The organism is Rhizobium leguminosarum (assembly GCF_001679785.1).
In the GTDB taxonomy this organism is placed as follows: Bacteria; Pseudomonadota; Alphaproteobacteria; order Rhizobiales; family Rhizobiaceae; genus Rhizobium; species Rhizobium leguminosarum_R.
In genome coordinates, this window is record NZ_CP016286.1 from 1,412,759 (window position 1) to 1,431,402 (window position 18,644).

Genomic DNA, 18,644 nt, shown 5'->3' on the forward strand with positions numbered 1-18,644 from the left:
GAAAAACATTGTCTCCCGATCAAAATCCCATCGGAAACGGAAAAACTCATGTATTTTCGCAACTGCGAATACACGTCACGCTGAGGTGAAAATATAGGCAATTGCCTAAATAGAGTCCTTCTCTTTGGTATTTCAGGCGGTTGTTTTTTAGGCGTTTTTTGATTGAATAGGATGATGACCAAACATCCGTCCGACCTTCTTCTCACGCCTGCCGAAATGGCCGCCGTCGACGCGGCCGCTGCCGCATCCGGCATCGACTCCTTCGGCTTGATGGAGAGGGCAGGTGCCGCGGTCGCGGCCGCTGCTCTGCGCCTTCATCCCGGAGCTTTACGTTTCGTCGCACTCTGCGGGCCCGGCAACAATGGCGGCGACGCCTATGTCGCAGCCCGCCATCTGCAGCAGAGCGGGGCGAGGGTGGCGCTCTTCCACCTTGGCGATCCCTCCAGGCTGAAGGGCGATGCCGCCCGCGCCCGCATCGGCTGCGCATTGGAGGGACAGGAACTCGGCCTCTATCGGCCGGAAACCGGCGACGTCTTCATCGATGGCCTGTTCGGGGCGGGGCTTGGCCGCGCGGTGTCGGCCGATGTGCGCGCGCTGATCCGCCGCGTCACCGAGGCCGCTATTCCCGTGCTCGCCATTGATCTGCCCTCCGGCCTTGATGGTCGCACCGGCAAGGTGCTGGGTACTGCTTTCCGGGCCTGCAACACCATCACCTTCATGACCCGCAAGCCCGGCCATCTGCTGATGCCGGGCAGGGAGCTTTGCGGTGAATTGGAGGTCTTCGACATTGGTATCCCCGCCCGCATCGTCAGGGCTGAAGCAGGCGGCGTCATCGCCGAGAACACGCCGGATGCCTGGAAGAGTGCGCTGCCGGCCGAGCATCTGGAAACCCATAAATACAAGCGCGGTCATCTGGTCGTCTTCTCAGGTGAGGCCGACAAGACGGGTGCGGCGCGCATATCGGCAATCTCTGGCCTGAAGGCCGGCGCCGGCCTGGTGACGATCGCCGCCCCCCGCGCGGCGATGGCCGCCAATGCCGCGCATCTGACCGCCGTCATGCTGCATGCCATCGACGATGAGGCCGATCTCGGCGACTGGCTCTCCGACAAGCGGCTGCAGACCTTCGTCCTCGGCCCCGGTTTCGGCATCGGCGCCAGGGCGCGTAGCTTCGTCTCGGCCCTTGCCGATCGTCATCTGGTGCTCGATGCCGACGGCATCTCCTCGTTTAAGGATGATCCGCAACAGCTGTTTGATCTTTTCCGGGGTGAGCCGCGTCTGGTGCTGACGCCGCACGAGGGAGAATTTGCGCGGCTCTTTCCCGATATCGGCGGCGACGACGCGCTCGGCAAGGTGGACAAGGCTGTGGCCGCCGCCCGCCGCGCCAATGCCGCGATCATTTACAAAGGAGCCGATACCGTCATTGCTGCGCCTGATGGACGTGCGCTGATCAATACCAACGCTCCCGTCTGGCTCGCCACCGCCGGTTCCGGCGACGTGCTTGCCGGCATCATCGGCGGCTTGCTCGCCCAGGGCCTGCCGGCCTTCGAGGCCGCGGCTGCCGGCGTCTGGCTGCATGGCGAGGCCGGCCAACGCGCCGGCAAGGGGCTGACGGCGGAGGAGCTTGCCGCCGAGGTATTGCCGCTTTAGCGCTGCCGCATCCTCTTGCACCTCGAACGCAGAAGCAATCCGCACCGTCGGTCTGGCCGTAGCGCGGGCCGCGTTGTTTTACCATTGTAAATGCGGCCGATGTGTCAGTTGAGTGACGGTTTTATTTCGAATTTTTAGAGCGACATCGATCAGCCAAAGAATGTCCTTCGCCGAGAATCAGCAACCCGCAAAACTAAACTGTCATTAAAATGTTAATGAATGGAAATACTTAGTGGTGGCAGGAATTCCTGTCGGCTGGACCACGGGTTCATACGGCTGGTCCCTGAGTTGATCTGGTTTGAATTCTGATCGAAGTGCGCAGTCAACGGTTGCGAGGGGAAGCGCCGATGGAACGTTTTTTTCGGCAAGTCCACAGAGTGACGACCGCCGCCGCCGGCTTTGGCGGACTTGCGGCAGTTGTCGGTTCGCTCTTCATCGCTCCTGCAGCCATGGCCGAGCCCATTCGCGGCGCCGGCTCCACATTCGCGGCACCCATCATCGCGAAGTGGGCCGAAATCTACGAGAAGGCGCGGATGGATGACGGCGACTTCAGCTCACCCGATTGGACGGTAGATTACGAGCTCGTCGGTTCGCTGGCAGGTCTGATGCGCCTTGATCAGCCGGAGCTGGATTTCGCTGCAACCGATGTGCCTGTCTCCCACGACGAGCTTTTGAAGCATGGCCGCCAGCAGTTTCCGATCGTGCTCGGCAGCGTGGCGATTGCCGTCAATCTTGACGGTATCGACAAGGGCCGCATCAACCTGACTGGCCCGCTGCTTGCGAATATCTATCTCGGCAAGATCCAGTCGTGGGCTGACCCTGCCATCAAGGCGATCAACCCGGAGATCAGCCTTCCCGATCAGAAAATCAGCCCGGTTACGCGCAAGGACGGATCAGGCACCACCTTCATGTTCACCGAATTCCTGTCCTCGGCAAGCCCGGAATGGAAGGCGGCACATGGAGCGGATACGCTGATCGCCTGGCCTGTGGGGACGAGTGTCGAGGGAACCGGGGATCTCATTCGCGCGGTGCAGGCAACCAAGGGGGCGATCGCCTATGCCGATTTTGGCCAGGTCGAGCGTGCAAACCTGCCCTATGCGGCCGTTCGAAACAAATCGGGCCAGTTCGTAAAACCGGGACCGGACGGCGTGCGGGCCGCCGCCGGCACCGTCTCATGGGATGAAGCGAAAGATTTTTCGGTGTCGCTCACGGATCAACCGGGAGAGGCGGTCTATCCGATCAGCGGGGCGACATTTGCCGTCGTTCCCATGAAGGGACAGGCGCCCAATCGCTATCGCCGCGTGCATGATTTTTTCCGTCTGGCCTTCGAGACAGGCAGTAAGGATGCCGAAGCGCTGGGCTACGTGCCTTTGCCGCCGCAGCTCGTCAGTCAGATCGTCAAATACTGGCTGAAGCATGATGCGTCCGCGAGCCAGTAATTCGTTCGCGCGCATGATACGCGGTCGGGACACCCCGACCATATGAAATCGGGCATGTGAGACGCGGGGGCGTCGTTGAAGCGCGCCATTTTGGCGCTAAGGGGGTAAGGCTAGTGAACATCGACATTTTCAAGGATATTCTTGTGCCTGTGATCGGCGGGCTGGGGATATTCATGCTCGGTCTGGAGTTCATGTCGAATGGCATCCAGGCACTCTCCGTCAACAAGATGCGCGCATTTCTCGCGAGAGCTGCAGGCACGCCGATCAAGGGCGTCATCGCGGGAACGCTCATCACCGGGGTCATCCAGTCATCGACGGCAATGACGGTCATGGTCGTCGGCCTCGTCAATGCCGGCGTTGTCGGGTTGCGTCCGGCGATCAGCGTCATCATGGGCGCCAATATCGGAACGACGCTCGGAAATGGCTTGATCGCCTTGCCGCTCGGTCCACTTGGCCTGATCTTTGCGGGTGTTTTTTCGCTGGTTTACTGCTTTGCTAAGAGCGAGCGCGTCCGCAACGTCGCGCTTGCCTGCATGGGTTTCGCGCTGATTTTCTACGGTCTCAATCTGATGACCGGCGGCCTTCGGCCGCTGCGCAACATACCGGAGGTCATGGACGTTCTGTCGACGTTGACCGCCGACTCCTATTACAACCTGATCAAATGCGTACTGATCGCCGCCGGCGTCACTGCGATGATCCACTCCTCGTCGGCGACGATTGGTATCGTCATGGGGCTCGGCGCGGCCGGTGTCCTTGACTGGACGACGGCGGTTGCCTTCTCGCTGGGTGCGGATCTCGGAACCACGATCACCTCCTGGATTGCCTCGATCAACCTGTCGAAGAACGCCAAACGCGCTGCCTATGCCCATATGTCCTTCAACATTATCGGCGTTTGTATCACCGTGCCCTTGTTCTTCGTCTCGATCGACGTTCTGGCATGGGCGATGCAATGGTTCGGCGGCGATCCCGGCGTTCCGGTCGTCATCGAGGGCAAGGAGACATTTCCGCTGGTCCCGGTCGCTGTCGGTCTCTATTCGACCTTCTTCAACGTCTTCAATACGGCGCTGCTGTTTCCTTTCGTCAGCGTGTTCGAACGTGTCTTGTCGCGTATTGGCCGCACCGATGCGGAGGATGTGGAAGATTATTCGACGCCGAAATTCCTCGACCGCAGGCTCACAAGCGATTTCGCGCGGGCGGTTCCGGCCGTCCAGCAGGAGACCGCGCGGCATCTGCAGGCCGGCGCGATGTTCCTGGATATTGCCCGGTCTGCCAAGTCGGCGCCATCCGATCCTGGCGAACATTATCTCGCCACCGATATCCTCAGCCGCGACATTCGCGACTACACCGCCTCGCTGATGAAGGAGGATCTTCCTTACGAGCAACTCGATCTGGTTGCCAGCCTGATCGAGGAGGCCGATTTCACCGCTGCATTGACGGAATCGATGCATCAGGTCGCCCGTCGCGTGAAGCGTGAAAAATTCAGCGAGCCCGCGTTGGCGATCGTCAACCAGGCATTGAGCAAGCTCGATGCCTCTTTGCAGGAAATCATGCCCGACTACGGCGTGGTTCGTCCCTCCATGCCGGCCGGCCATGTCAGCCTTCCCACCGTCACCGAACTTCGGGCTCAGACACTGGCGCTTGGCCCGAATGCCGGCGCGGCTGAACGCGGCACGATCCTGGCGCTTCTCGGCTCCGTCGAGCGCGCGGAGATTTTGATCCGCCGCATCGACGAGGAGCGCAAATCCGTGAACCGGCAGAGCGTTCTGTCGCGGGCCTCTCAGAAACGGGAACGGCAGGTCCGTCCTCCGCTGGACGAGGGTGGGTTGAGCCCGATGCCGGCTGAATAACGGCCATTGTCGTTACGATCTGTGCGTGGCATCTTCCCGGCGGAGGATGCCACGTCTCGTTGGATGACGGGCTTTCCGTTTGCTGTGTAAGTCTGTCTTCCCGACGGAGGCTCGAATGAGTGTTGGCCTGATCGCCCTTCTTGATGATATCGCGGCATTGGCCAAAGTGGCTGCGGCGTCGCTCGACGACATTGCCGGCCAGGCGGCCAAGGCGGGCGCGAAAGCGGCTGGTGTCGTCATTGACGATGCGGCGGTCACGCCGCGTTACGTCACCGGATTTTCGGCAGCGCGCGAACTGCCGATCATCGGCAGGATCGCGCTCGGCTCGCTGAAGAACAAGCTGCTGATCCTGCTTCCCGCAGCGCTTATCCTGAGTCTTGTCGCCCCGCAGGCGATCACGCCGCTGCTGATGATCGGCGGGCTTTACCTCTGCTACGAAGGCGTGGAAAAAGTCTACGGGCTGGTGCTGCCGCATGCGGCCCACGCCCATGAATCGGCACTCGAGGCGACGAGCCTCGATGCCAAATCGATAGAAGACGAGAAGGTTGCCGGCGCAATCAAGACGGATTTTATCCTGTCGGCGGAAATCATGGCGATTACGCTCGCCGCGGTGCCGTCAGGCGGCATGTTCACCCAGGCCCTCATCCTCGCCGTCGTGGGACTGGGCATCACGGTCTTGGTCTATGGCGGCGTGGCGCTTATCGTCAAGGCCGATGATCTCGGTCTGATGCTGGCGCGTGTGCGCACGGCATCTCCGATCGGCGCCGTCTTGCGTTCGATCGGAAAGGGGCTTGTCACAGGCATGCCTTATTTTCTGAAACTGCTCGGCATCGTTGGCACAGCCGCCATGATCTGGGTCGGCGGCGGCATCATCGTTCATGGCCTCGAATCCTATGGCCTCGGCGGCCTTGCACATCTGATCCATGATGCCGGGGAGGCGACCGCGCATGCCATTCCCGCTCTGGCATCCGTGCTCAGCTGGATCGTCGAGGCCGCAGGAGCGGGCATCGTCGGTATCGTCGCCGGCTTGATCGCAATTCCGGTCGCCGGCTACGCCGTCTCGCCGATATGGCGGTACCTCAAATCGCTCCTGCCGCGCCGCCGGAAAGAGGCGCTGGCGGACGGGAAGAAATGAAACCAGAATCTATCGGCGAGCAAGGCGTCATATCCAGCGGGCGCGCTTGAAACGGATGAAAAGCGCGATGCACATGACGGCGATGACTGCCAGGACGATAAAATAACCGTAGCTGGTTTTCAACTCGGGCATATTGTCGAAATTCATGCCGTAGATGCCGGCGATTGCCGTTGGAACGGCGAGAATAGCAGCCCAGGCCGCCAGCTGCCGGGTGATCGTGCCCTGTCTTTGCTGTTCAAGCAGATTGCTCGCTTCGAAAACCGATGTGATCACGTCGCGCAAGCTTGCAACCATCGTCTCGACACGGTGCATGTGCTGAAGCGCATCGCGGAAATAGGGCTTCGCTTCCCTGTCGAGCGACGGCAGGTCGAGATGGTAGAGCTTTCCGCAAAGGTCGAGCATCGCGTCCAGCACCCGCTGAAATAGAATGACTTCCCGGCGCAACTTGAAAATGCGGGCGATCTGGCTGCGGTCGAGAAACGCGTCGAGCATTTTTCGTTCCATGTCGAAAACGGAATCCTCGATCGTGCGCACGATGGGAAGATAGCCGTCGATGATGAAATCGAGAATGGCATGCAGAATATAATCGGTGCCGTGGCACAGCGTCTTCGGCGAAGTCTCCAGCCGGCCGCGCAGCTCTCCGTGCCCGCGCTCGGAACCATTCCGCACGGTGATGATATAGCGCTTGCCGACGAAAATTGCGGTTTCCCCGTAGGTGATATGGTCTCCCTCGAGCTGCGCCGTCTTTGCGATGACGAACAGCTGGTTGTCATAAACGCTGAGCTTCGGCATCTGCAGGGAACTGAGCGCATCGGCGATCGAGAGTTCGTGAAGGCCAAAACGGCTTTGCAGCAGCAGGAGTTCGTCCCGGCTGGGCTTGTGCAGGCCGATCCAGATGAATTCGTTATCCGTCGCCGGAATGGAGGCAGCCTCGAAAGGGACAGCCTCGACCCGGCGTCCGTCGCGATAGAGATAGGATGCGGCAACGCTCATGCGGGCTCCGGGGTTACCACGCTCATGATGCCCTCATGCAATGCGTGTCTGACGATGTGATACCCACAAGGTCACGATCCTTTTGTGACTATCGACCCCGCCTATTTCGCCAACGCCTGCTGCAGGGCGATCGCCCCATGCGGCGCATTGACCTTGCCTTCATGAATCATGAAGGCGAAGACGTCGCGCGGCTCGACCTTCACCTTGCGATCGCCATCGATTAGCGGCAGGTCATCAGGAACCTTGCCCTCGGCCCAGGTCTCCAGCCGGTCTGCCCAGGCTTTCAGGTCCTTTTCCGGGTAGCAGGTCGGAATATCGTCCGAGCCCTTCTGCAGCCGCGCATAGACGAAATCAGCCGTCACGTCGGCAATCATCGGATATTCGAAATGCTCCGCGCAAACAGGCGCCACACCGTATTTCGAAAGCAGCGCCACGAACTCCGGCACCTTGAAGGAATCGTGCCGTACTTCGACCACGTGGCGGAGCGCCAGCCCATCCTGTTTTGCCGGCAGCAGCTTCAGGAAGGCTTCGAAATCGTCCGGATCGAACCTCTTCGTCGGTGCGAACTGCCACAGCAGCGGCCCGAGATGATCGCCGAGTTCACTGATGCCAGATGACAGGAACCGCTCCATCGATTCACCGGCTTCGGCAAGCACCCGCCGATTGGTGACGAAACGGGTCGCCTTCAGCGAGAAGATGAAACCGTCGGGCACATCAGCCGCCCATTTGGCAAAGACCGCAGGCTTCTGCGTGCTGTAATAGGTGCCGTTGACTTCGATGACCTTCAGCTGGCGGCTGGCATAATTCAGCTCGTCCTTCTGTTTCAGGCTCTCGGGAAAGAAATGCCCGCGCCAGGGCTCGAAGGTCCAGCCGCCGATGCCGGTGCGGATAGTGCCGGATTTCGTCATGTCGTCCTCCCCATTCGCAGCCGCTCAGGCCGCATTGATCTCTTTCGTCATATCGACGAGCGTCCATCCTGGCCGATAAGGGTTCGGTCGGCGACCCGTTTCCTGAAACCCGAAGGCGCTGTAGAGCGCGATATTCCGCTCCATCCGCGCATTCGTGTAGAGCCGGATCTCCGGCACGGCCCATTCCCGTGCCTTGCCTTCCAGCCAGCGCAGCATCGCCAGCCCATGCCCGGCACCCTGAAATGCCGGCGAGACCGCGATGCTGAACAGCATGAGGTGATCGGAATGCCGTTCGACGACCATCAGGCCGGCCGCTTGCCCGCCGATCTCGCACAGCCAGACCTCGCCGCGTTCGATCCGCGGCGCATAATCCTCCGTCTCCGGCATCGGCGGAGCGCCGAAGAGCTCGCTATAGGGCCGATAAGCGGCTGATGTCAGCGTCGCGATCGTTTCCAGATCATCGGGCGACGCTGGCCTCATCGTCATTCCGCCGCAACCGCCTTCTTCGCCGGCCGCCGTTCCAGCAATTCCTTCAGGAACTGCCCGGTATAGGACCGCTTTTCCTTGACGATCGCTTCCGGCGTGCCGGTCGCGACGATCTCGCCGCCGCCGTCGCCACCTTCGGGGCCGAAATCGAGCACCCAATCGGCCGTCTTGATGACTTCGAGATTGTGTTCGATCACCACCACCGAATTACCCTGGTTGACCAGTTCGTGCAGCATTTCGAGCAACTTGGCGACGTCGTGGAAATGCAGGCCGGTGGTGGGTTCATCGAGAATGTAGAGCGTGCGTCCGGTCGAGCGTTTCGACAGCTCCTTGGCAAGCTTGACGCGCTGGGCCTCGCCGCCCGAGAGCGTATTGGCCTGCTGGCCGACCTTGATATAGCCGAGACCGACATCCTTCAGCGCTTGCAGTTTGTCGCGCACCGCAGGCACCGCCGCGAAGAAATCGACACCTTCCTCCACGGTCATATCGAGCACGTCGGCGATCGACCTCTGTTTGAAGGTGACGTTGAGTGTCTCGCGATTGTAGCGCTTGCCGTGGCAGACGTCGCAGGTGACGTAGACATCCGGCAGGAAGTGCATCTCGATCTTGATGACGCCGTCGCCCTGGCAGGCCTCGCAGCGTCCACCCTTGACGTTGAAGGAGAAACGGCCCGGCTGGTAGCCGCGGGCCTTGGCCTCCGGCAGGCCGGCAAACCAGTCGCGGATCGGCGTGAAGGCGCCGGTATAGGTCGCCGGGTTCGAGCGCGGCGTGCGGCCGATCGGCGATTGATCGATGTCGATCACCTTGTCGATATGCTCGAAGCCGTCGATGCGATCGTGATCGGCCGGGTTTTCACGCGCGCCCATGACGCGCCTTGCCGCCGATTTATAAAGCGTCTCGATCAGGAAGGTGGATTTGCCGCCGCCGGAAACGCCGGTCACCGCCGTGAACACGCCGAGCGGGATCGACGCCGTGACGTTCTTCAGATTGTTGCCGCGCGCGCCGACCACCTTGATCTCGCGGCCCTTCTTCGGCTTGCGGCGTTCGTCGGGAACGGGAACGCCGAGTTCGCCGGAGAGATATTTGCCGGTCAACGACTTCGGATTGTCCATGATATCCTGCGGCGTACCATGGGCGATCACCTGGCCACCGTGAATGCCGGCCGCCGGGCCGATATCGACCACATCGTCGGCCGACAGGATCGCATCCTCGTCATGTTCGACGACGATGACGGTGTTGCCGATGTCGCGCAGGTGCTTCAGCGTATCGAGCAGCCTGGCATTGTCGCGCTGATGCAGGCCGATCGACGGTTCGTCGAGCACGTAGAGCACGCCGGTCAGCCCCGAGCCGATCTGCGAGGCAAGCCGGATGCGCTGGCTCTCGCCGCCCGACAGCGTGCCGGAATTGCGCGACAGGCTGAGATATTCCAGGCCGACATCGTTGAGGAAGCGCAGCCGGTCGCGGATTTCCTTGAGGATGCGCACGGCGATCTCATTCTGCTTGGCATTGAAGCTTGCCGGCAACGTCTCGAACCAGTCGCGGGCGACGCGGATCGACATACCGGTCACTTCGCCGATATGCAGCGTGTCGATCTTCACCGCCAAGGCCTCCGGCTTCAGGCGGAAGCCGCTGCAGGAAGGGCAGGGGGCGGCCGACATGAAGCGCTCGATGTCTTCGCGCGCCCAGGCAGAATCGGTCTCCTTCCAGCGGCGCTCGAGATTGGTGATGATGCCTTCGAAATTTTTCTGCGTCGTGTAGGAGCGGGCGCCGTCGGCATAGTGGAATTCGATCTTGTCGTTGGTGCCGTTGAGGATGACGTCCTTGGCCTCGTCGGAAAGATCGTTCCAGCGGGTGCCGAGCTTGAAGCCGTAATGTTTGCCGAGCGCTTCGAGCGTCTGGTTGTAATAGGGCGAGGTCGACTTGGCCCAAGGCGCGATCGCCCCGTCGCGCAACGTCCGCTCGGGCTCGGGCACGATCAGATCCGGATCGATCTTCTGCTGGGCGCCGAGGCCATCACAGGTCGGGCAGGCGCCGAAGGGATTGTTGAAGGAGAAGAGCCTGGGTTCGATCTCCGGAATGGTGAAGCCCGAGACCGGGCAGGCAAACTTCTCCGAAAACAGCACGCGTTCATGCGTCTCGTTCAGCGACTTGTTGGCCGAGCCGCCGGCCGACGTCTCTTCCGGCGGCAGCGGCTTGTCGGCGAATTCGGCGACCGCCAGCCCGTCGGCGAGCTTCAGGCAGGTTTCGAGACTGTCGGCCAGGCGCGCCGAGACATCCGAGCGCACGACGATGCGGTCGACCACCACGTCGATGTCGTGCTTGTATTTCTTGTCGAGCACCGGCGCCTCGGCGATCTCGTAGAACTGCCCGTCGACCTTGACGCGCTGGAAGCCCTTCTTCATCAGCTCGGCCAGTTCTTTTTTGTATTCACCTTTGCGCCCGCGCACGAGCGGCGCAAGAATATAAAGACGGGTGCCCTCGCCGAAATCGAGGATGCGGTCGACCATCTGGCTGACGGTCTGGCTCTCGATCGGCAGGCCGGTCGCCGGCGAATAGGGAACGCCGACACGGGCAAAGAGCAGGCGCATATAGTCGTAGATCTCGGTGACGGTGCCGACCGTCGAGCGCGGATTGCGCGAGGTGGTCTTCTGCTCGATCGAGATCGCCGGCGACAGCCCGTCGATCTGGTCGACGTCGGGCTTCTGCATCATTTCGAGGAACTGCCGGGCATAGGCCGACAGGCTCTCGACATAGCGCCGCTGGCCCTCAGCATAGATCGTGTCGAAGGCAAGCGAGGATTTGCCGGAACCCGAAAGCCCGGTCATGACGATCAGCTTGTTACGCGGCAGATCGAGATCGATGCTCTTGAGATTATGCTCGCGCGCGCCGCGGATGGAGATCGTCTTCAGTTCGCTCATCGTCTCTGCTTTGGTTTTCTGGATGACAGCCCTTATTTAGTGATGCCGACGGGCGAGTCGAGGCTGAATATCCGCAAGGGCTCAAGGTTTTCGATTCTGTTGACAGGATCATACGGATAAACTAGAACAAATAAAGAACAAAATTCCTGATGGATGCATGCGGCGTTCTGATGGATAAACATGTGGATTAAATGCCGCCCATGCGCATCGGCGGTCCGTGATGGTTTAAGGTGCGCCGATCGATTAAACGCCGCCGGGCAGGGCGGCAGGCAGGGTGAGAAGCATGGCTGGTAGCGTGAATAAGGTAATTCTGATTGGAAACGTCGGTGCGGACCCGGAAATCCGCCGCACACAGGATGGCCGGCCGATCGCCAATCTTCGTATCGCGACCTCGGAGACCTGGCGCGACCGCAATTCCGGCGAGCGCCGTGAGAAGACCGAATGGCACACCGTCGTCGTCTTCAACGAGGGCCTTTGCAAGGTCGTCGAGCAATATGTGAAGAAGGGCGCCAAGCTCTATATTGAAGGCCAGCTGCAGACCCGCAAATGGCAGGACCAGCAGGGCCAGGATCGCTACAGCACGGAAGTGGTGCTGCAGGGTTTCGGTTCGACACTGACGATGCTCGACGGCCGCGGTGAAGGCGGCGGCGCGAGCGGCGGCCGTGGCAGTGCCGCCGGCGGCAACGATTATGGCGACGATTACGGCGCCCCGGCTCCCGCTTCATCGCCGAGCCGCGGCGGTGGCAGCGGCGGCAACTTCTCGCGGGATCTCGACGACGATATCCCGTTCTGATTGACCGCCTTCCCTGGTTTTGTGAAAGACATGAGAGAGCATGATGCCTTGGATGGCATCATGCTCTTTTTTCTTTGATTTCTCGGCAGATGATTTAAACCCGGGTAGGCAGCCCTTTTCAATGCGGCGTCGCGCTGATCAGATTGAACGCCGACTTCGCGCCGTCGACGACGAATTGTGCGGCAAGGGCGGCGAGGATGACGCCGAGAAGCCGTGTCAGGATCGCCCGGCCGGTGACGCCGAGAAAACGGTCCAGCCTTTCGGCGATGAGCAGCATCAGGAAGGTCAGCAGCAGATTGGCGGCAATAACGCCGATCAGCTGGGCTTTTCCGATCGAGGTGGCGAGCGTGCCGGCCAGCAGGATTGTCGCCGAAATCGCACCCGGGCCGGCAATCAGCGGCAAGGCGAGGGGAAAGACGGCGATATTCTCGATATGATCCTTGGTGATCGCCGCCTCGGTTGCCTTCTCCTTGCGCTGCTGCCGCCTCTCGAACACCATCTCGAAGGCGATCCAGAATAGCAGCAGCCCGCCGGCGATGCGGAAGGCGCCGATCGAAATCCCGAGCACGCCGAGCACACCGGCGCCGAACAGCGCGAAGATGGCAAGGATGATGAAGGCGATGACCGAGCCGCGCAGCGCCACCTGCTTGCGCTCGGTCCGGCTCATGCCTGTCGTCAGGCCCAGAAAGATCGGCGCAAGCCCCGGTGGATCGATGGTGACAAGCAGCGTCGTGAAGGCGTTGATCAATTGGTCGGCGCTTGCCATCGGCTCTCCGGAACCCCATATGGGTGCGTGGTTTTTATGATTGTGAAGCGGGGATTTCGATTTGGCAAATATACCGCGGCGGGCCGCGGCGGAATTGTCCGGTCCGGCCGCGCAACTTACATGTTTTACCCTCTTTAAGCCGCAAAAGCCTGTTCAAAACGCGCTGTGAAATTGGCGCGGCAACAGGCTTTCCGCTATAAATCTTCAAGTGATTCTAGAAGAGATCGTGATCTGTTTTGACTGAGCAAACACCCCCCGGCGGCGGGAAGCTCCCGCCAGGCATCGAGCCCATCTCCATCATGGAGGAAATGCAGCGGTCGTATCTCGATTACGCCATGAGCGTCATCGTCAGCCGCGCGCTGCCCGACGTGCGCGACGGTCTGAAGCCCGTGCACCGGCGCATCCTCTACGGCATGTCCGAGCTCGGCATCGACTGGAACAAGAAATACGTCAAATGCGCCCGCGTCACCGGTGACGTAATGGGTAAATTCCATCCGCACGGCAATTCCGCGATCTATGATGCGCTCGCCCGTATGGCGCAGCCCTGGTCGCTGCGTCTGCCGCTGATCGACGGTCAGGGCAATTTCGGCTCGGTCGATGGTGATCCGCCGGCGGCCGAACGTTATACCGAATGCCGCCTCGAAAAGGCTGCCCACTCGCTGCTCGACGATCTCGACAAGGAAACCGTCGATTTCCGCGACAACTACGACGGCACGCTCTCCGAGCCGGTCGTGGTGCCTGCCAAGTTCCCGAACCTGCTCGTCAACGGCGCCGGCGGCATCGCTGTCGGCATGGCGACCAACATCCCGCCGCACAATCTCTCCGAAGTCATCGACGGCTGCATCGCGCTGATCGACGATCCGGCCATCGAGCTGCCGGAACTGATCCAGATCATTCCCGGCCCCGACTTCCCGACGGGTGCGAAGATCCTCGGCCGTGCCGGCATCCGCTCGGCCTATGAGACCGGCCGCGGCTCCGTCATCATGCGCGGCGTCGCTGCCATCGAGCCGATGCGCGGTGACCGCGAGCAGATCATCATCACCGAGATTCCCTACCAGGTGAACAAGGCGACGATGATCGAGAAGATGGCCGAGCTGGTGCGCGACAAACGCATCGAAGGCATCTCCGACCTGCGCGACGAATCCGACCGCCAGGGCTATCGCGTCGTCGTCGAGCTGAAGCGCGATGCCAACGCCGAGGTCATCCTCAACCAGCTTTATCGCTATACGCCGCTGCAGACCTCCTTCGGTTGCAACATGGTGGCGCTGAACGGCGGCAAGCCCGAACAGCTGACGCTGCTCGACATGCTGCGCGCTTTCGTCTCCTTCCGCGAAGAAGTCGTTAGCCGGAGAACGAAATTCCTGCTGCGCAAGGCGCGTGACCGCGCCCATGTGTTGGTAGGTCTCGCCATTGCCGTCGCAAATATCGACGAGGTCATCCGCGTCATCCGCCAGGCGCCCGATCCGCAGTCCGCCCGCGAAGAGCTGATGACCCGCCGCTGGCCGGCGGAAGATGTCGAAAGCCTGATCCGTCTGATCGACGATCCGCGCCATCGCATTAATGACGACCTCACCTACAACCTCTCCGAAGAGCAGGCCCGCGCCATCCTCGAACTGCGCCTTGCCCGTCTGACGGCGCTTGGCCGCGACGAAATCGGCGACGAACTCAACAAGATCGGCGAGGAAATCAAGGATTACCTCGATATCCTCTCCTCGCGCGTCCGCATCCAGACCATCGTCAAGGATGAACTCATCGCCGTCCGCGACGAGTTCGGCACGCCGCGCCGCACTGAGATCGTCGATGGCGGCCTCGAAATGGACGACGAGGATCTGATCGCCCGCGAAGACATGGTCGTCACCGTCTCGCATCTCGGTTATATCAAGCGTGTGCCGCTCACCACCTACCGTGCCCAGCGCCGTGGCGGCAAAGGTCGCTCCGGCATGACCACCCGCGACGAGGATTTCGTTAGCCGGCTATTTGTGGTGAATACCCATACGCCGGTGCTGTTCTTCTCCTCGCGCGGCATCGTCTACAAGGAAAAGGTCTGGCGCCTGCCGATCGGCACGCCGACCTCGCGCGGCAAGGCGCTGATCAACATGCTGCCACTCGCACCCGGCGAGCGCATCACCACGATCCTGCCATTGCCCGAGGACGAGACGAGCTGGGACAATCTCGACGTCATGTTCTCGACGACGCGCGGCACGGTTCGCCGCAACAAGCTGTCGGACTTCGTCCAGGTCAATCGCAACGGCAAGATCGCCATGAAGCTCGAGGAGGAGGGCGATGAAATCCTCTCCGTCGAGACCTGCACGGAAGATGACGACGTGCTTCTGACGACGGCGCTCGGCCAGTGCATCCGCTTCTCCGTCGACGACGTCCGGGTCTTTGCCGGCCGCAACTCGATCGGCGTGCGCGGCATCACGCTTGCCGGCGGCGACCGCATCATCTCGATGACCATTGTGCGCCATGTCAACGCCGAGCCGTGGGAACGCGCCGCCTACCTGAAGCGCGCCGCCAACGACCGCCGCCTGACGACGGGCGAGGCCGAGGAAATCGCGCTGGTCGGCGAGGAAGTCACCGAGGAGGGACAGCTGAGCGACGAGCGTTACGAAGAGCTGAAGCAGCTCGAGCAGTTCGTGCTCACCGTCTCCGAAAAGGGCTTCGGCAAGCGTTCGTCCTCCTACGACTTCCGCATCTCCGGCCGCGGCGGCAAGGGTATCCGCGCCACCGATACGTCGAAGACCGGCGAGATCGGGGAGCTGGTCGCGGCTTTCCCTGTCGATGACGGTGACCAGATCATGCTGGTCTCCGATGGCGGTCAGTTGATCCGTGTGCCGGTCGGCGGCATCCGCATCGCCAGCCGCGCCACCAAGGGCGTCACCATCTTCTCGACGGCCAAGGACGAGAAAGTCGTCTCGGTCGAGCGCATCAGCGAGCCGGAGGAGGATGAAGAGGCTGTCGAGGTCGCCGAAGGCGCTCCTGCTACCGATGAAGGTGGCGGTGACGAGGCGCCGGGTGCCGATGGCGATCCGGCCGGGCCTGCCGAGGAATGATCAAATGAATGGGGCGGCTTCGAGCCGCCCTTTTCTTTTCAAGCCGCCCTTCTTCTTTTCAAACCGAAAAGAAAAAGCCGGACGCTGGGTGCATCCGGCTTTGAATGGCCCTGGCGACGGAAGGGTGCCGCTCAAGGGTGGGAAGAGGAGAGAAAGGAACGTCAGAATGCTCTATGTTTTTCGTTCAGAGCCTTCACCTCTTCGCCTTCGCGCCGGAGCGCTGAAATCGTCGAGGCCACAGACACGATGAACATGACGCTGATAAGGGCGGTGAGCACTGTCAAGATCGTGAACATAGGCATTCCTTTCCTGGGGAGTTGCGTTCTCGCCCCTCAGTACTGGCCCAGCACGGCCGTGCGGGCCGAAGCATAGGGACCATAAACCTTGGACGTATCGACCTTCTGATCATAGAGAGCGACAGTTGCGGTCAGCATGCCCGTGACCATTACCATCCAGAGCACGTTAATCATCGTAATCTTGCCGGGCATTTTTATTCCTTCCGCGCCGCTCTATGTATCGGTTGAATGAACGCATCCGTCTGTAAATGGTTCCGCCGGATGTTGATCGGGTGTTTACCAATGCCGATCTGAAGCGACCTTGAATGTCTCGTTCATCTGGCATTCAGATTCGAAGCTCGTTTTTTTCGCGCAGCCGGCCCTGTGCGCGCACGATCGCCGCATGTTCGGCAAGCTCCGGCCGCACCCAGCTCATCTCGTATCGATCGGCGAAATAGCCATAGGCGATCTCGGCGGCGAGGGAGGAAAAGACGGCAAGTGCGACGAGCACGATCAGCATGGACCTGGTCTTTCGGGGAGCGCCGGATGACGGAATGGCATCGGCTGCCTTGATGATCCGAGTTAAGCAGATCCTGTCTGAAACCGCCTTGAACGGCACATTCATCCGCCATTCAGCCGCCCGGAACGACTGGCCAAATCACTTGCGGGAAGGCGTCATCCGTGACAAAAGGCGTCAAACCAACGGTCGGGCCACATGACGACAGCTTTCTATCCGGGGTCCTTCGACCCGATCACCAATGGGCATGTGGATGTTCTGGTCCAGGCGCTCAACGTCGCCGAAAAGGTGATCGTCGCGATCGGCATCCATCCCGGCAAGGCGCCGCTCTTCTCCTTCGAAGAGAGGGCTGAGTTGATCCGCCGTTCGCTGGCTGAAGCGCTGCCTGGCAAGACCGGCGACATCGCCGTCGTCGCCTTCGACAATCTGGTCGTCGATGCCGCCCGCGCCCATGGCGCCACGCTGTTGATCCGCGGTCTTCGTGACGGCACCGACCTTGATTACGAAATGCAGATGGCCGGCATGAACCGGACGATGGCGCCCGATATTCAGACCATCTTTTTGCCAGCGGGTACGGCCTCGCGGCCCATTACCGCCACATTGGTCCGCCAGATCGCCGCCATGGGCGGCGATGTCAGCGCTTTCGTGCCGGCCGCCGTCTTGCAAGCCCTCACATCCAAGCGCCCAAACTAGCAAGACTAGCAAGCGCAAAGACTAGGCGGAACCCGCCGCAATGGAGCTCATATGAAACTCTTTTATCTCGCATTTGCCGGCGTGTTGTATCTCGCCTCCTTCGCGGGGGATGCCTTCGCCCAGTCGGCCGATCATTATCTTACCATCCAGCTGAAGGATGGCCCCGTCGTCATCCAGCTCATGCCTGAGGTGGCGCCGAAGCATGTCGCCCAGATCGAGGCGCTGGCCAAGAAGGGCGAGTATGACAACGTCGCCTTCCACCGCGTCATCGACGGCTTCATGGCTCAGACCGGCGACGTCAAATACGGCAACATGGAAAAGGGCTTCGATGCGAGCCTCGCCGGCACCGGCTCCTCGGACATGGCTGACATCCCGGCTGAATTCTCCAAGACCCCGTTCGTGCGCGGCACGGTCGGCATGGCCCGCTCGCAGGATCCGAATTCCGCCAACTCGCAGTTCTTCATCATGTTCGCCGACGGTTCCTTCCTGAACGGCCAGTACACCGTCGTCGGCAAGGTCGTCTCCGGCATGGAGAACGTCGACAAGATCAAGAAGGGCGAAGGCCAGAACGGCGAAGTCAAAAGTCCCGACCGGATGATCAAGGTCACCCTGGGCAAGAAGTAAGTTACGAGAGAAAACTAGAGGAGAAGACAATGGCCGAGATCAAGGATCCCGAAAACACCGTCATTCTGGAAACCACCAAGGGCAAGGTTGTCATTCAGCTTTTGCCGCAGGTCGCCCCGGAGCATGTCGCCCGCATCAAGGAACTCGCCCGCGAGAAGGCCTATGACGGCGTCGTTTTTCACCGCGTCATCCAGGATTTCATGGCCCAGACGGGCGATGTCGAATTCGGCAAGAAGGGCTCGGAAACCTTCAATCCCAGCCGCGCCGGCATGGGCGGCTCCTCGAAGCCAGATCTGAAGGCCGAATTCTCTGCGACCACGCATACGCGCGGCACCTGCTCGATGGCCCGTTCGCAGAACCCGAACTCGGCCAATTCGCAGTTCTTCATCTGCTTCACCGACGCGCCCTGGCTGAACAAGCAGTATTCCGTCTGGGGCCAGGTCATCGAAGGCATGGATAACGTCGATAAGATCAAGCGCGGCGAGCCGGTTTCCGATCCGGACTCGATCGTCTCCATGCGGGTTGCCGCCGACGTCTGATTGTGATTTCT

17 protein-coding genes are annotated in these 18,644 nt (G+C 61.0%); 9 read left to right on the forward strand and 8 right to left on the reverse strand.

Going from position 1 to position 18,644, the window contains the following annotated elements; translation table 11 throughout:
- Positions 1-174 precede the first annotated feature (174 nt).
- The 4 genes from BA011_RS07165 to BA011_RS07180 all read left to right on the forward strand — a co-directional run bounded on the left by BA011_RS07165 (position 175) and on the right by BA011_RS07180 (position 6,068).
- On the forward strand, positions 175-1,647 hold the full coding sequence (locus BA011_RS07165; RefSeq protein ID WP_065279916.1) for a bifunctional ADP-dependent NAD(P)H-hydrate dehydratase/NAD(P)H-hydrate epimerase: 1,473 nt from the start codon (positions 175-177) through the stop codon (positions 1,645-1,647).
- Positions 1,648-1,994: 347 nt separating this feature from the next.
- Positions 1,995-3,086: a phosphate ABC transporter substrate-binding protein PstS gene (gene pstS, locus BA011_RS07170; RefSeq protein ID WP_065279917.1), complete on the forward strand. Its 1,092-nt coding sequence runs from the start codon at positions 1,995-1,997 to the stop codon at positions 3,084-3,086.
- 113 nt (positions 3,087-3,199) lie between these two features.
- Positions 3,200-4,933, forward strand: coding sequence for a Na/Pi cotransporter family protein (locus BA011_RS07175; protein WP_065279918.1), 1,734 nt, complete (start codon positions 3,200-3,202; stop codon positions 4,931-4,933).
- Positions 4,934-5,048: 115 nt separating this feature from the next.
- Positions 5,049-6,068, forward strand: coding sequence for a DUF808 domain-containing protein (locus BA011_RS07180; protein WP_065279919.1), 1,020 nt, complete (start codon positions 5,049-5,051; stop codon positions 6,066-6,068).
- 27 nt (positions 6,069-6,095) lie between these two features.
- Here the strand turns inward: BA011_RS07180 and BA011_RS07185 are convergent, their stop codons facing one another.
- The 4 genes from BA011_RS07185 to uvrA form a co-directional block, all read right to left on the reverse strand.
- Positions 6,096-7,061, reverse strand: coding sequence for a magnesium and cobalt transport protein CorA (locus BA011_RS07185; protein WP_065279920.1), 966 nt, complete (start codon positions 7,059-7,061; stop codon positions 6,096-6,098).
- Between the two features lie 101 nt (positions 7,062-7,162).
- Positions 7,163-7,969, reverse strand: a complete 807-nt coding sequence (locus BA011_RS07190) for a DUF72 domain-containing protein (RefSeq protein ID WP_065279921.1) — start codon at positions 7,967-7,969, stop codon at positions 7,163-7,165.
- 24 nt (positions 7,970-7,993) lie between these two features.
- The gene (locus BA011_RS07195; RefSeq protein ID WP_065279922.1) at positions 7,994-8,455 is read right to left on the reverse strand and encodes a GNAT family N-acetyltransferase; all 462 of its coding nucleotides are present in this window, start codon (positions 8,453-8,455) and stop codon (positions 7,994-7,996) included.
- Positions 8,452-11,373 (reverse strand): excinuclease ABC subunit UvrA, encoded by a 2,922-nt coding sequence (uvrA, locus tag BA011_RS07200; protein ID WP_065279923.1) that lies wholly within the window; start codon positions 11,371-11,373, stop codon positions 8,452-8,454. Before uvrA ends, BA011_RS07195 begins: the two co-directional genes overlap by 4 nt.
- Before the next feature lie 283 nt (positions 11,374-11,656).
- On the opposite strand from uvrA, the gene BA011_RS07205 reads away from it, so the two are divergent.
- Complete coding sequence (locus BA011_RS07205) at positions 11,657-12,166, forward strand: single-stranded DNA-binding protein (RefSeq protein WP_065279924.1); 510 nt, start codon at positions 11,657-11,659, stop codon at positions 12,164-12,166.
- Between the two features lie 118 nt (positions 12,167-12,284).
- Here the strand turns inward: BA011_RS07205 and BA011_RS07210 are convergent, their stop codons facing one another.
- Positions 12,285-12,932 carry a MarC family protein gene (locus BA011_RS07210; RefSeq protein ID WP_065279925.1) on the reverse strand — a complete coding sequence of 216 codons (648 nt, stop codon included), beginning with the start codon at positions 12,930-12,932 and terminating at the stop codon, positions 12,285-12,287.
- Positions 12,933-13,168: 236 nt separating this feature from the next.
- On the opposite strand from BA011_RS07210, the gene gyrA reads away from it, so the two are divergent.
- Complete coding sequence (gene gyrA / locus BA011_RS07215; protein ID WP_065279926.1) at positions 13,169-15,985, forward strand: DNA gyrase subunit A; 2,817 nt, start codon at positions 13,169-13,171, stop codon at positions 15,983-15,985.
- Positions 15,986-16,146: 161 nt separating this feature from the next.
- Here gyrA and BA011_RS46085 read toward each other — a convergent pair whose 3' ends face one another.
- The 3 genes from BA011_RS46085 to BA011_RS07220 form a co-directional block, all read right to left on the reverse strand.
- A complete protein-coding gene (locus BA011_RS46085; RefSeq protein WP_018445350.1) occupies positions 16,147-16,281 on the reverse strand; it encodes a hypothetical protein in 135 nt (44 codons plus the stop codon).
- Positions 16,282-16,317: 36 nt separating this feature from the next.
- Complete coding sequence (locus BA011_RS44180) at positions 16,318-16,473, reverse strand: hypothetical protein (protein WP_003539654.1); 156 nt, start codon at positions 16,471-16,473, stop codon at positions 16,318-16,320.
- A gap of 133 nt (positions 16,474-16,606) precedes the next feature.
- A complete protein-coding gene (locus BA011_RS07220; RefSeq protein WP_065279927.1) occupies positions 16,607-16,885 on the reverse strand; it encodes a hypothetical protein in 279 nt (92 codons plus the stop codon).
- A 90-nt stretch (positions 16,886-16,975) separates the two neighbouring features.
- On the opposite strand from BA011_RS07220, the gene coaD reads away from it, so the two are divergent.
- Genes coaD through BA011_RS07235 form a run of 3 tightly spaced genes read left to right on the forward strand, consistent with a single transcriptional unit; the run spans position 16,976 to position 18,633 of the window.
- Positions 16,976-17,470 (forward strand): pantetheine-phosphate adenylyltransferase, encoded by a 495-nt coding sequence (gene coaD, locus BA011_RS07225; protein WP_065279928.1) that lies wholly within the window; start codon positions 16,976-16,978, stop codon positions 17,468-17,470.
- Between the two features lie 51 nt (positions 17,471-17,521).
- Positions 17,522-18,094: a peptidylprolyl isomerase gene (locus BA011_RS07230; protein ID WP_027665846.1), complete on the forward strand. Its 573-nt coding sequence runs from the start codon at positions 17,522-17,524 to the stop codon at positions 18,092-18,094.
- Positions 18,095-18,123: 29 nt separating this feature from the next.
- Positions 18,124-18,633 carry a peptidylprolyl isomerase gene (locus tag BA011_RS07235; protein WP_003539661.1) on the forward strand — a complete coding sequence of 170 codons (510 nt, stop codon included), beginning with the start codon at positions 18,124-18,126 and terminating at the stop codon, positions 18,631-18,633.
- Positions 18,634-18,644: the final 11 nt, after the last annotated feature.